Consider the following 12,620-nt stretch of genomic DNA (forward strand, 5'->3'; position numbering starts at 1 on the left):
CCTGGGTTATACAAAATCAGCGTCGAATAAACATGCGTTCAGCGCGTCGATAAGGATTGTTTGCTACAAGGAGTTGGATATGAGTAATCAAAATGAGGGAAGTCTTCGAATACTTAAGCATGGGGAAGTTACACTAGCTAAGCGCGTTTTCGGCGATACGATTGAATACCATAAGGTTTGGATCCATCACGGTAGCTTTTTTCCCTTTGAGTTACAGGATGATGAGACGGCGATGAGTCCAAATGGCGAACTCTATTTTCGTTACTGGTACAGGGATGATTTCTCCTGTGAAGGGCTATCTCTGCAGAATCTTTTTATCCATGAGATGAGCCACGTCTGGCAAAGAAACCGGGGTATGAATATCCTTCTTAGGGGCTTAGCAAGCAGGTTCGTTAGCTACCGCTACAGATTAGATGGTCGTCTTTTACGCTGTTATCCCATGGAACAGCAGGCACAAATTATCGCAGATTATTTCATCCTTAAAACTTACGGTTACAGAGCCTGGATTGCACTGCTTGCAAGAGGAGATGTGAAGATGGATGGAGACATAGCAGAAGCCGTAATCGGCGCGAAATATAAGCAAACGATGCGGGGGTTTCCATGGAGCTAACTATCAATAAAAGTACACGCTTACTGCTTGTTGTTGCAGGCTTAATCGCGTTGACAGGCTGTCCTGGACAGGGCGATCGCCTGAAGGCGGATGAAACTACAACCGTACTGAAAGAGGGTGATAACGTCTGCTTTGTGGTTCCAAATGCAAGAGATTTTCAGCCGAGCTATATTGCGATAAATCCACGTGAGACACCCGTGCAAGAGAGAAAATATACGTTTTTACCGCAACTGAAAGTGCGCGATGAAAAGCTGTGTATTCCCCCCTCGTTTTATTCATTTTCAATGAATGGACAATTTGTTGTTAACTACATTCTCAAATCGCGCACTCAGCATGATTCGCCCAGAAGTGTTGTTGTTGGCGTCGAATTTAAACAAGGGCACGTAGAAAACTTCCCTCTCGCCAATAATGAGATCGCATACTGATAGCGAATTGCAGTTAACTTTTGTTTTATTGGTCAGAATTGTCATCAATTGCCGGATGGCGCTGCGCTTATCCGGCCTACGGTTCGCTTTTGTAGGCCGGATAAGGCGTAAGCCGCTATCCGGCAACTCACAGGGCAGAGAGGTTGAAGAGCGCCGGGATCTGCGACAGGAGGTACAAAATCAGGCCGATACAGCCGCCGACCAGCGTGCCGTTGATACGGATAAATTGCAGATCCTTGCCGATATTGAGTTCCACCTGGTAAGACATATCCCGCGCATCCCAACTCTTCACCGTGTCGCTGATATGACGCGTCAGGAAAGCTGAAAACTCCGGCGCAACACGATGGGCCGCCTGTTCGAGGTGCTCGTTAAGCGAGGCGCGCAGCGCGCCGTCCGCCAGCAGCGTTTCGCCAAACCACAGCCCGGCTTCGCTGATACGCTTTTGCATTTTTGAATCGTCGGAGTGCATATCCGCTTTCATCCAGTTGCGCAGATCGCCCCACATCTCGCCAACGTAGCGGTTAAACGCCTCATCGTTCTTCAAATACTCTTTGATGTTTTCCGCGCGCTCTGCCATCTCCGGATCGCTTTTCAGGTTAGCGATCAGTTTCATCGTCGCGCGATCGAAGGCCTGGCGGATCTGGTGCGTGCGATCGGCATTGATATCATCCAGCAGAGAGTTAACAGCATCGGAGACCAGCGCCGCGCTCTGCTCCCCCAGCCACTCTTTCGGCAGCACTTTCGCCTTCACCGGATGGTCGGTCTCCAGCCAGTGCACCACCTGCCGGGCGATAAAGGTACGTGTATTTTCCCGCTGCAACAGCGCAATCAACTGAGTAATTAGCGTGTCCAGCAGCTTCTGGTGGCGGTTGTTACGTGTCAGGCTCTCCAGCATCAGGGCGCTGGTTTGCGTTAAATCGACTTTATCGATCGCTTTGTGCACCGCCCGGCGGATCAGCCGCTGAATACGGCTGTCATCGGTCATCTCGAGAAAGCCGCTCATCACTTGCAACAGATGCGTGCCGACGCGCTGCGCGTTCTCCGGCTGGCTGAACCAGACGCCGATCATCTGCGCGGGCTGATGCCGTTGGATCAGCGCCACCAGTGATTGGGTATCAAGAAATTTCTCCTGCACGAACTGACCAAGATTGTCGCCAATCCGGTCTTTATTGCGCGGAATAATCGCCGTATGGCGAGAAATAAACGGCAGCGGCACGCGGCGAAACAGCGCCACCACCGCAAACCAGTCGGCCAGCGCGCCGACCATCGCCGCTTCGGCAATGGCTTTGATCCCGCTCACCCAGAAGTTTGGCGGCAGAAAAAGAGTAGTAACAAATACTGCGGCAGCGATCAGCAGCAGCGACAGCGCCAGTCGTTTGGCGCGCTTCAGTTCAGCTAATTTTTCCATCTGATAAGCATAGAGCGAGACGAGGCGAAGGTGCAAAGAATCAATTTTGTAGCTACACTGTGCCCACAAACGCACAGGAGGTTATATGGATTCTGTTATCCGATCGCGTATCGACAGCGAACTTAAAGCACGCGCCGGGCTGGTACTTGAAAATTGCGGCCTCAACTGGAGCACGGCGATACGCCTGTTTGCTGAGCAAATTGTTAAAAACGAAGGGATACCTTTTGAAATCACCGCGAAACCCACCGCCCGGTTACGTAACGCAATGGTTGAGGCCGAAGAGATCGCCGCGCAAAAGCAGGGACGCTTTGAGAGTGTTGAACAGCTAATGGACAGCTTAAACAATGGGAAAGAGTAAACGCGCGCGCCTGCCATTCCGCTCCGATTACACCAAAACCTTTGTGAAGGCCTGGGAGCGATACAACAAAGCGGGACGCCGGGACATGCATGAGACGGCCGCTATCATGTCGATGGTGCTCTCCGGCAACCCGCTTCCCGCCCACTATAACGATCATGCTTTAACCGGAAATATGCAGGGGTTTCGCGAGCTGCATATCGGCGGCGACTATCTGCTGGTCTATCGCCTTGATGACGAAAAGCATCTGGTGGTATTCACCGATTTGGGCACCCATGCCGAGCTATTCGAATAACGCCCTACAGGGTTTTCCATAAGATCCACCCACCAAACACCATCAGCACTACGCCCGCGATGCGCTCTATCCAGCAGATGCTGCGGCTCAGACGCCGTTGCAGCGCAGGCAGGCCAATCAGGCTGACCAGCGCTACATCCCACAGCAGCACTACCATTACCATCCAGATCCCGCTGACAGATTGTTGCAGTAGCGTCACATCCGGGCCGAGCAGGGCGGTCATCAGCGCCAGGTAGAAGAGGGCGTTTTTCGGGTTAAGCAGCGCCGAGCCGAGGCCAAGTAAAAATTGTTTACCGATGCCGGGGCAGCGCTGACGCGTCTCATCCAGCGCCAGCGTTTGCGGGCGGCTGCGCACCAGGTGTGAGCCAATCCACAGCAGATAAAGCGCGCCGAGCAGTTCGATGGCGGTAAACAGCCCGCTGAAGTGGCGCAGCGCGCTGGCCCCGATAATCACCAGCAGAATATAGAGCGCGTTACCCAAAGCGATGCCGATGCAGAGCCCGACGCTGCCGCGCAGGCGGTAACGAATGGCGTAACCTATCAGCAGGAAAAAGTCCGGGCCGGGGCTGAGCAGCGCGACAAAATGCGCCAGCGCCAGGGCGGGAAAAGCGGCGGGAAAGATATCCATAGTGACCTCGCATAAAAATTGCGGTCACCATAGCCGCTGTGAGGCGCTATTTATTGTCTGATATTGATCCGAGCGCATACTGGCGCGGCGTGGCGGCGGTGTAGCTGACAAAGGTTTTATGAAAGTGGCTCTGGTCGGCAAAACCGCTCTGGTAGCCGACATCTGCCAGTTTATCCCCGGCGCGCAGGCGGCTTTTAGCGAACTCAACGCGCGCGAGGTTGAGAAAGCTGCCGGGCGTTAAACCGGTGTCCCGTTTGAAGGTGCGGATCAACGTCTCTTTGCGCAGTGAAAAGGCGTGGGCCAGCGCATCCAGCGTCGGTGGCTGCTGCAAATTCTCCTGCAACGCCATCTGCACCTGCTCGCTGATCGCGTGGAGCGGTTCATCATCAGGTACCTGCGGCAGGGCGGCGAGCAGAGTCTGGATGGCTCCTTGCAATGGCTGTGTTTGGTTGTTCTCCATCAGCGCGACAATATGCAGGAAGTGTTCGAACAACTGCGGGTCGCGAATCACTTGTTGGCCACGGTTTTCATCTGCCAGATAGAGCATATGGTAGCTGCGCGCTTGCCCGGCGAGCGGGTTGCAGCTGTGCGGCGTCAGGGCTGGAATCACAATCAGATCGCCTGGCCGCAGCAGGTACTCCTGCTGGTGGCAGACGCAGCGGGTCTGGCCGTCGATAATCGCGCCAATGGAGAGTTCCGCATGGCGGTGGCGCTTATACGCCTGCGTGCTGTTGCGGGTGCTACGCAGCTCCACGCCTGGCAGCGCCGCTGAGCGGAAAAAGGTTTGTGCGATATCGCGAGTCACGGCTATTCATCATCTCGGTCTGGAGCGGTTTTCCGGTATAGCACAGCGCGCCTGGGATCGCGAAACGCGTTATGCAGAAGCCGCCACATTGGGTGGGGCTGTTCAAAGCCTGCTCCGGGCTAATGGTCACGGTTTCCAGCGGCGCAGCGGCGTGTCGCGCTCGTAGGGCATCGGCGTTGGGTAAGCGATAAATTCGACGATGCTGCCCCACGGCGTGCGGCCATAGCAAAAGCAGTTGCCGTCGCCCTTCTCGGTCGGGAAACCGAGCGGCTGCGGCGCGGTAAACACTTCGCCACCCGCTTCGGCAAACTGTTTCAGCGCGGCGTCGATATCGTCGACATAGACCGCAAAGTGTTGCAGACCAAAGTCGTTCGCCCGCAGCGGTTCACGCTGTGAAGGCCCCTGCATTTCAAACAACTCAATGCCCGGCCCGTGTTGTAGCTTGAGCATGCTCACCGCTTTGATCACCGTGCCCGGCACCAGCCGCAGCGTCTTTTGCTGTGCTTCGCTATCAATATCCTCATCTTCCGGTGCGACGGACTGGTAAATCAGCTCCGCACCTAATGCCTCGGTAAGAAAACGGGTGGCGGCTTTTATATCCGGCACGGTAATACCAATATGATCGATCCCGCGAATGCTCTGCTGCATATTTCCTCCTGTTATTTGTGTGGTATTAAGCATAGCGGATGCAGGCGGGGTGGAAATAAAGCGGCGTTAATTAAGCTTTAATTGAACAAAAAGTGACAGGCAGGAGCGTTTATTTACTTATCCAGAAATATTTCAGGGTTAAATAAGGTTCTATTACTTTAAAAATAATATAAGCCTTTGATTTTTAATTTCTTGTTTGAGTTTTAAATTTCATGGCGGCAAAAATATCACGCTAAATGAAACATAAGAACACTCCGGATATACTCAACTTTACTTCACGCCTCCTGACGCTTTACTACCCTTATTACCCTAAGCGGTAAATTAAGGAGACCCATATGGCTTACCAGACAGTGAATCCTTTCAACAATCAGCTGATTAAAGCGTATCCGAACCACAGCGATGCCGATATTGAGGCGACGCTGCGCCAGGCTGACGCCCTTTACCACTCCGAGTGGGCAAAAGGGAGCATCGACCAGCGGCTGCCGGTACTGCATAAACTGGCTGACCTGCTGGAGAGCCATCAGGAGGAGCTGGCGAAAATCGCCACCCAGGAGATGGGGAAACTGATTGCCCAGAGCCGCAGCGAGGTGCAGATCTGTGCGCAGATCGCTCGTTACTATGCGGACAACGCAAAAAAATTCCTTGCCCCGGTGAAATATGACACCGAGCTGGGCGATGCCTGGGTTGAACACCATCCGATCGGCATCATCATGGCGGTCGAGCCGTGGAACTTCCCTTACTACCAGCTCATTCGTGTGCTGGCCCCGAACCTGGCCGCCGGTAACCCGGTAATTTGTAAGCACGCCAGCATCGTGCCGCACTGCGCCGAAGCCTTCGCCCATCTGGTGCGCGAAGCGGGTGCACCGGAAGGGGCATGGACTAACCTGTTTATCTCTTCCGATCAGGTCTCGGCGATTATCGCTGACCCGCGCGTGCAGGGCGCAGCCCTGACCGGTTCGGAAAAAGCGGGTAGTGCAGTAGCGTCGCAGGCGGCGAAGCACATCAAAAAATCGACCCTCGAACTGGGCGGTAACGACGTCTTTATCGTGCTCGACGACGCCGATCTGGAGAAGGCGGTGAAAACAGGCGTGCAGGCGCGTCTGGCAAACGCCGGGCAGGTCTGTACCGCGGCGAAACGTTTTATCGTGCACCAGAAAGTGGCCGATCAGTTCCTGCGCCAGTTCACCGACGCTTTCCAGCAGGTGAAGATGGGCGACCCGCTTGATGAGAGCACCACGCTTGGGCCGCTATCATCGAAAGATGCGCTGGAGACCCTTAGCAAACAGGTGAGTGAAGCGGTGCAGAAGGGGGCAAAACTCCACTTCGGGGGTAAACCGGCGAACAGCGAAGGTAACTTCTTTGAGCCGACGATCCTGACTCACATTACCCGTGATAACCCGGCGTACTTCGAAGAGTTCTTCGGCCCGGTGGCGCAGGTTTATGTGGTGCAAGACGATGAAGAGGCGGTGCGCCTGGCGAACGACTCCCATTATGGCCTTGGCGGGGCGATCTTCAGCCGGGATATTGAGCGCGCGAAAGGGCTGGCCTCGCGGATTGAAACCGGGATGGTTTACATCAACTGGCTGACCGATACCGCGGCAGAATTGCCGTTCGGTGGGGTGAAACGCTCGGGCTTTGGGCGTGAGCTGTCGGATCTGGGGATCAAAGAGTTTGTGAACCAGAAGCTGGTAGTGGTGCGTCAGTAGCCTTAGCTGGCGTCGTTTGCCGGATGGCGCTTGCGCTTATCCGGCCTACGCGTGACCCCATATCGATTGTGGGCCGCCATTCGGTTTTGCCGGATGGCGGCTTTGCCTTATCCGGCCTACGCGTGACCCCATATCCATTGTGAGTCGCCATTCGGTTTTGCCGGATGGCGCTTGCGCTTATCCGGCCTACGCGTGACCCGATGTCCATTGTGAGTCGCGATTCGGTTTTTTGCCGGATGGCGGCTTTGCCTTATCCGGCCTACATACGTGCTGGTGTGTTTTTGTAGGCCTGATAAGCGTAGCGCCATCAGGCAGTTACTTTTTCAGCCCGGCAAACGCCGCTCTGATCTCCTCCTCCGGCAGCTGCACGCCGATAAACACCAGCGTACTGTTCGGTGTTTCGTCGCCCCACGGGCGATCCCAGTCCGCGCTGTAGAGGCGCTGCACGCCCTGGAACAACAGGCGGTTCGGCTCGCCGTCGATCCACAGCATCCCTTTGTAGCGCAGCAGCTTCTCCGCAAAGCTCAGCAGCAGGTTCTCCATCACCCGCGACACCTCGCTGATATCCACCGGGTAGTCCAGTTCCACCACAATCGAGCTGATATCGTTCTGCTTATCGGCCATAAAGTGGAAGCGCGGTTTGGCGGCGACCACATGCTCTTCGAGCATAAAACCGCTGGTATTAAACAGCAACGCGAGATCGATATCGCCGTGGGTCACGGTGTAGATGGGCGCGCGGGCGTTGATGCGGGCCAGCCGTTCGCGCAGCGGCGCGTTATCCGGCGCGACATCGGTTTTGGTCAGCAGAATACGATCCGCGTAACCAACCTGCGATTGCGCCAGCGTAAACTGGTTCATCTGCTCATCTGCATGCACCGCATCGACCAGCGCAATCACGCCGTCGAGCAGATATCGCTGGCAGAGGATCTCATGGGAGAAGAAGGTCTGAATGATCGGGCCGGGATCGGCCATGCCGGTGCACTCGATCACCAACCGATCAAAGTGGAGTTCGCCACGATCGAGCCCGTCAAGCAGATCCAACAATGCATCTTCCAGCTCATTCGAGCGGCTACAGCAGATGCAGCCATTGGTCAGTGTTTTGATCTGCGTGGCGCGATCGCCAATCAGCTGATCGTCAACGGAGACCTCGCCGAACTCATTTTCGATAACCGCAATCTGATAGCCGTGTTGTGCATTGAGGATGTGGCGCAAGAGGGTGGTTTTGCCGGCACCGAGAAAGCCGGTCAGCAGGGTAACTGCAACAGGTGTCATGGACTCTCCTTTAACAACAGCGGACGCCGCCTTTGCCATCGCCGCCGTAACGCGCCTGTTGACGCTCGCGGAAAAACTCTTCGTAGGTCATATAGGGCGTATCGGGATGGTTGGTTTTCATATGATCAACATAGTTGTCATAGTCCGGAATACCAATCAGCATTTTTGCCGCCTGCCCAAGGTACTTTTTCGCCTGGCCTAAGTTACCAAACATTCGCGCATCCAGATATTGGTAATGCCGGAGAGGGGCGAGCCCGCTCCGGCACAGGGTTGAGATTAATGGTGTGAAGAGGTTTTGACGCCGCCTTCCGGCACCGGCACATACGGCGTCTCTTTATCGGTACGCGTGGTGTTATTGCGTACCTGGAGCCACGTTTTGATGCCGTAGAAGATGATGCTGTAAACCACTACAAGGAACAGAATGCTTAACCCGGCGTTGGTGTAGTTGTTCACCACGATATGGTTCATGTTGGCAATCTGCTCTGCGCTCAGTTCGCTGCCGCCCGCGGCAATCTTCGCTTTGTACTGGTTAGCCATGTAGAGGAAGCCTTCCAGTTGCGGGTTGCTGCTAAAGAGCTTCAGGCCGAGCGCCCAAGTGGTGCAGATCAGCAGCCAGGTGGCCGGAACGACCGTTACCCAGATGTATTTGGTGCGCTGCATCTTCACCAGGATCACGGTGCCGAGCAGCAGTGCCACGGCGGCCAGCATCTGGTTAGAGATACCGAACAGCGGCCACAGGCTCTTCACGCCGCCTAATGGATCGACCACGCCCTGATAGAGCAGGTAACCCCACAGGCCAACGCAACCGGCAGTACCCACTACACCGGCCACCAGCGAGTCGGTTTTCTTCAGGAACGGCACGAAGTTACCCAGCAGATCCTGCAGCATAAAGCGGCCTGCGCGGGTGCCCGCATCCAGCGCGGTCAGAATAAACAGCGCTTCAAACAGAATGCCGAAGTGATACCAGAAACCCATATCCGCCATTGGAATGATTTTGTGGAACACATGGGCGATCCCGACGGCCAGCGTTGGCGCGCCGCCCGCACGGTTGAGCACGGAGGGTTCACCGATATCTTTCGCGGTTTGCAGGATCTGCTCTGGCGAAATCACAAAGCCCCAGGAGCTGACCGTCGCCGCGGCGTGCGCAGTGACATCCTGCAACTGCGCCATGATCATCGGCGCATGCTCCGTGCCGAGTTCATGCAGGTTTGGCATGGTGATGCCAAGGCCCGCAGGCGGCGTGTTCATGGCGAAATAGAGGCCCGGTTCGATAATGGAGGCTGCCACCAGCGCCATCACCGCCACAAAGGACTCCATCAGCATCGCGCCATAACCGATAAAGCGCGCGTCGGTCTCATTGGCCAGCAGTTTCGGCGTGGTACCGGAGGCGATCAGCGCATGGAAGCCGGAGACCGCGCCGCAGGCGATGGTAATAAACAGGAACGGGAAGAGCGCGCCTTTCCACAGCGGGCCGGTGCCGTCGATATACTGCGTTACCGCAGGCATCTTCAGTTCCGGGTTGAGGATCACGATCCCCAACGCCAGGCCAACAATCACGCCGATTTTCAGGAAGGTTGCCAGGTAGTCGCGCGGGGCGAGGATCAGCCACACCGGCAGCAGGGCTGAGATAAAGGCATAGCCAATCAGCGCAAAGGTGATGGTGGTGTCTTTAAAGGTCAGCGCCGGGCCCCAGTAAGGATCCTGGGAAATCACGCCGCCCATCCAGATTGACGCTACCAGCAGCACAATGCCGATTACTGACACTTCGCCGACGCGGCCCGGTCGCAGGAAGCGCATATAGATGCCCATAAACAGCGCAATCGGCACCGTTGAGCAGACGGTAAAGACGCCCCACGGGCTCTCTGCCAGCGCTTTCACCACAATCAGCGCCAGCACCGCCAGGATGATAATCATGATCAGGAAGCAGCCGAAGAGGGCAATGGTACCCGGCACGCGGCCCATCTCCTCTTTAACCATCTCGCCGAGCGACGCACCGTTACGCCGTGAGGAGATAAACAGCACCATAAAGTCCTGCACCGCTCCCGCCAGAACGACGCCCGCCAGCAGCCAGAGGGTGCCGGGCAAGTAGCCCATCTGCGCGGCGAGTACCGGGCCGACCAGCGGGCCGGCGCCGGCGATAGCGGCAAAGTGGTGACCAAACAGCACGTAGCGGTTGGTTGGTACGTAGTTAAGACCGTCGTTATTGATCACCGCAGGTGTGGCGCGGGTTGGATCAAGTTTCATCACCTTTTGGGCGATGTAGAGGCTGTAGTAACGATAAGCAACAAGATAAACAGAGACGGAGGCGACCACGATCCACAGGGCGCTGACATGCTCACCCCTGCGTAACGCGACGACCGACAGACAAAAAGCACCGATTACCCCAAGGATGACCCACGGAACGTGCTTAAAGAGTTTTTTTGTATCCATAGCAGACCTGGTTTTTATCAGAAATAGGGAAGAGATGTGTGTGGTGTTAAACAGGACAAATGCTGCCCGCCATGATGGCAAATCACGCGCGCGAAAGGGGGCGATTTTGCCGAGCGGTTATATAAGCGCGGTGAGCGGTATCGAAGTGGGTCTAAGAGGTTTTACACTACAACTATTCCGAAAAATTATGTGAGCAAGATCACGTAAGATCGCCACAATTTAGCCAACGTAACAGGCTGATGGCGCTATTAATCTCCCTACAAAATAGTGCATTTAGCCATAAAGTTTTTCCCCGCCAGGCCGAAAATCTACTTACTATCTATAAGGAAAGAGAATGATATGTTAACGCGCATCAAAATCGTGACCAGCTTGTTACTGGTTCTCGGATTATTTGGCCTTTTACAACTCACCTCCGGCGGATTGTTCTTTAATTCGCTAAAGCAAGACAAAGAAAACTTCACCGTCCTTCAAACCATTCGTCAGCAACAATCCACGCTTAACGGCAGCTGGGTTGCGCTGCTGCAAACCCGTAACACCCTGAACCGCGCGGGTATCCGCTACATGATGGATCAGAACAATATCGGCAGCGGCGCGACCGTTCCGGAACTGATGCAGATTGCCAGCACCTCGTTGAAACAGGCGGAAGTGAACTGGAATGCCTACCAGGCATTGCCGCGCGATCCGCGTCAGAGCGAAGAGGCAGCGGCGGAGATCAAGCGTAATTACGATATCTACCACAACGCGCTGGCGGATCTGATCCAGTTACTTGGTGCAGGCAAGATCAACGAGTTCTTCGATCAGCCGACGCAAAGCTACCAGGATGGCTTCGAGAAGCAGTATGTCTCCTACTTACAGCAGAACGATCGTCTGTATGACGCCGCCGTGGCTGACAGTGAGAGCTCCTACGGTTCTGCTATCTGGATCATTATCAGCGTGCTGCTGGTGGTGCTGTTGGTGATCATCGCCGTATGGGTGGGGATCAAACGTGCGCTGATCGCACCGCTGAACCACCTGATCGACAACATTCGCCATATCGCCGGTGGCGATCTGGGCCAGCGCATTGAAGTGCAGGGCTCCAACGAAATGGGCGTGTTGGCTGACAGCCTGCGTCACATGCAGGGTGAACTGGTGCGCACCGTCAGCGATGTGCGTAATGGCGCTAACGCGATTTACAGCGGTGCCAGCGAAATCTCCGTGGGTAACAACGATCTCTCTTCACGTACTGAACAGCAGGCCGCTTCTCTGGAAGAGACCGCTGCCAGCATGGAAGAGCTGACTGCGACGGTGAAACAGAACGCCGAAAACGCCCGTCAGGCGAGCAACCTCGCGCTGAGCGCGTCGGAAACGGCGCAGAAAGGCGGCAAAGTGGTGGATAACGTGGTGCAGACCATGCGTGATATCACCGCCAGTTCGCAGAAAATCGCTGACATCATCAGCGTGATTGATGGGATTGCCTTCCAGACCAACATCCTGGCGCTTAACGCCGCGGTGGAAGCGGCGCGTGCCGGTGAACAGGGCCGTGGTTTTGCCGTGGTTGCTGGTGAAGTGCGTAACCTTGCCCAGCGCAGTGCCCAGGCGGCGCGTGAGATTAAGAGCCTGATTGAGGACTCTGTTGGTCGCGTTGAAGTGGGTTCCACGCTGGTTGAGAGCGCCGGTGAAACGATGGATGAGATCGTTAACGCCGTTACACGCGTGACCGATATCATGGGCGAAATCGCCTCTGCCTCTGATGAGCAGAGCCGCGGTATCGACCAGGTTGGCCTTGCCGTTGCCGAGATGGATCGCGTGACACAGCAGAACGCCTCGCTGGTGGAAGAGTCTGCCGCGGCGGCCGCCGCGCTGGAAGAGCAGGCCAGCCGTCTGACTGAAGCGGTTGCCGTGTTCCGCCTGATGAACGAGCAGCGTGCTGCTGCGAAAACAGCCGGTGGTAACAAAGCCGCGCCGGCGGTGCTGCCGCGTAAAGTGGTCGCGACTACCTCTGGCGAAAACTGGGAAACCTTCTGATTTCCCGCTGCGCCCTGCTCTGCAGGGCGCGCTT

General features: G+C 55.7%; 13 protein-coding genes. 6 read left to right on the forward strand and 7 right to left on the reverse strand.

What is annotated here, in order from left to right; translation table 11 throughout:
- Nucleotides 1-79 precede the first annotated feature (79 nt).
- Nucleotides 80-610: a type IV secretion protein Rhs gene (locus tag SOM48_RS08535; RefSeq protein ID WP_139966690.1), complete on the forward strand. Its 531-nt coding sequence runs from the start codon at nucleotides 80-82 to the stop codon at nucleotides 608-610.
- A complete protein-coding gene (locus SOM48_RS08540; RefSeq protein ID WP_139966689.1) occupies nucleotides 601-1,035 on the forward strand; it encodes a putative T6SS immunity periplasmic lipoprotein in 435 nt (144 codons plus the stop codon). Before SOM48_RS08535 ends, SOM48_RS08540 begins: the two co-directional genes overlap by 10 nt.
- Nucleotides 1,036-1,162: 127 nt before the next feature.
- On the opposite strand, the gene SOM48_RS08545 is transcribed toward SOM48_RS08540, so the two are convergent.
- Nucleotides 1,163-2,443 carry a DUF445 domain-containing protein gene (locus SOM48_RS08545; RefSeq protein ID WP_139567773.1) on the reverse strand — a complete coding sequence of 427 codons (1,281 nt, stop codon included), beginning with the start codon at nucleotides 2,441-2,443 and terminating at the stop codon, nucleotides 1,163-1,165.
- 85 nt (nucleotides 2,444-2,528) lie between these two features.
- Between SOM48_RS08545 and SOM48_RS08550 the strand changes: the two genes are divergently transcribed.
- Both SOM48_RS08550 and SOM48_RS08555 read left to right on the forward strand, forming a co-directional pair.
- Nucleotides 2,529-2,801, forward strand: a complete 273-nt coding sequence (locus SOM48_RS08550) for a type II toxin-antitoxin system RelB/DinJ family antitoxin (protein ID WP_305206907.1) — start codon at nucleotides 2,529-2,531, stop codon at nucleotides 2,799-2,801.
- The gene (locus SOM48_RS08555; RefSeq protein ID WP_054802758.1) at nucleotides 2,788-3,093 is read left to right on the forward strand and encodes a type II toxin-antitoxin system RelE/ParE family toxin; all 306 of its coding nucleotides are present in this window, start codon (nucleotides 2,788-2,790) and stop codon (nucleotides 3,091-3,093) included. Before SOM48_RS08550 ends, SOM48_RS08555 begins: the two co-directional genes overlap by 14 nt.
- 4 nt (nucleotides 3,094-3,097) lie before the next feature.
- Here SOM48_RS08555 and SOM48_RS08560 read toward each other — a convergent pair whose 3' ends face one another.
- From SOM48_RS08560 to SOM48_RS08570, 3 genes are all read right to left on the reverse strand, one after another.
- On the reverse strand, nucleotides 3,098-3,721 hold the full coding sequence (locus SOM48_RS08560; RefSeq protein ID WP_139567772.1) for a LysE family translocator: 624 nt from the start codon (nucleotides 3,719-3,721) through the stop codon (nucleotides 3,098-3,100).
- A 46-nt stretch (nucleotides 3,722-3,767) separates the two neighbouring features.
- Nucleotides 3,768-4,532, reverse strand: a complete 765-nt coding sequence (locus SOM48_RS08565) for an AraC family transcriptional regulator (RefSeq protein ID WP_313275678.1) — start codon at nucleotides 4,530-4,532, stop codon at nucleotides 3,768-3,770.
- Nucleotides 4,533-4,652: 120 nt separating this feature from the next.
- The gene (locus SOM48_RS08570; RefSeq protein ID WP_054802761.1) at nucleotides 4,653-5,174 is read right to left on the reverse strand and encodes a VOC family protein; all 522 of its coding nucleotides are present in this window, start codon (nucleotides 5,172-5,174) and stop codon (nucleotides 4,653-4,655) included.
- 335 nt (nucleotides 5,175-5,509) lie between these two features.
- Here SOM48_RS08570 and SOM48_RS08575 point away from each other — a divergent pair, with 335 nt between their 5' ends.
- Nucleotides 5,510-6,880: an NAD-dependent succinate-semialdehyde dehydrogenase gene (locus tag SOM48_RS08575; protein ID WP_023480374.1), complete on the forward strand. Its 1,371-nt coding sequence runs from the start codon at nucleotides 5,510-5,512 to the stop codon at nucleotides 6,878-6,880.
- 315 nt (nucleotides 6,881-7,195) lie between these two features.
- Here SOM48_RS08575 and yjiA read toward each other — a convergent pair whose 3' ends face one another.
- The 3 genes from yjiA to SOM48_RS08590 all read right to left on the reverse strand — a co-directional run bounded on the left by yjiA (nucleotide 7,196) and on the right by SOM48_RS08590 (nucleotide 10,582).
- Nucleotides 7,196-8,152 carry a GTPase gene (yjiA, locus tag SOM48_RS08580; RefSeq protein WP_313354235.1) on the reverse strand — a complete coding sequence of 319 codons (957 nt, stop codon included), beginning with the start codon at nucleotides 8,150-8,152 and terminating at the stop codon, nucleotides 7,196-7,198.
- Between the two features lie 10 nt (nucleotides 8,153-8,162).
- The gene (locus tag SOM48_RS08585; RefSeq protein WP_054802764.1) at nucleotides 8,163-8,366 is read right to left on the reverse strand and encodes a YbdD/YjiX family protein; all 204 of its coding nucleotides are present in this window, start codon (nucleotides 8,364-8,366) and stop codon (nucleotides 8,163-8,165) included.
- Between the two features lie 62 nt (nucleotides 8,367-8,428).
- Nucleotides 8,429-10,582 (reverse strand): carbon starvation CstA family protein, encoded by a 2,154-nt coding sequence (locus tag SOM48_RS08590; RefSeq protein WP_094419297.1) that lies wholly within the window; start codon nucleotides 10,580-10,582, stop codon nucleotides 8,429-8,431.
- A 339-nt stretch (nucleotides 10,583-10,921) separates the two neighbouring features.
- Between SOM48_RS08590 and tsr the strand changes: the two genes are divergently transcribed.
- Nucleotides 10,922-12,586, forward strand: coding sequence for a methyl-accepting chemotaxis protein (tsr, locus tag SOM48_RS08595; RefSeq protein ID WP_128483691.1), 1,665 nt, complete (start codon nucleotides 10,922-10,924; stop codon nucleotides 12,584-12,586).
- The last annotated feature ends 34 nt before the right edge of the window (nucleotides 12,587-12,620 follow it).

Source organism: Kosakonia sp. CFBP8986 (assembly GCF_034044935.1).
Lineage (GTDB): Bacteria > Pseudomonadota > Gammaproteobacteria > Enterobacterales > Enterobacteriaceae > Kosakonia > Kosakonia cowanii.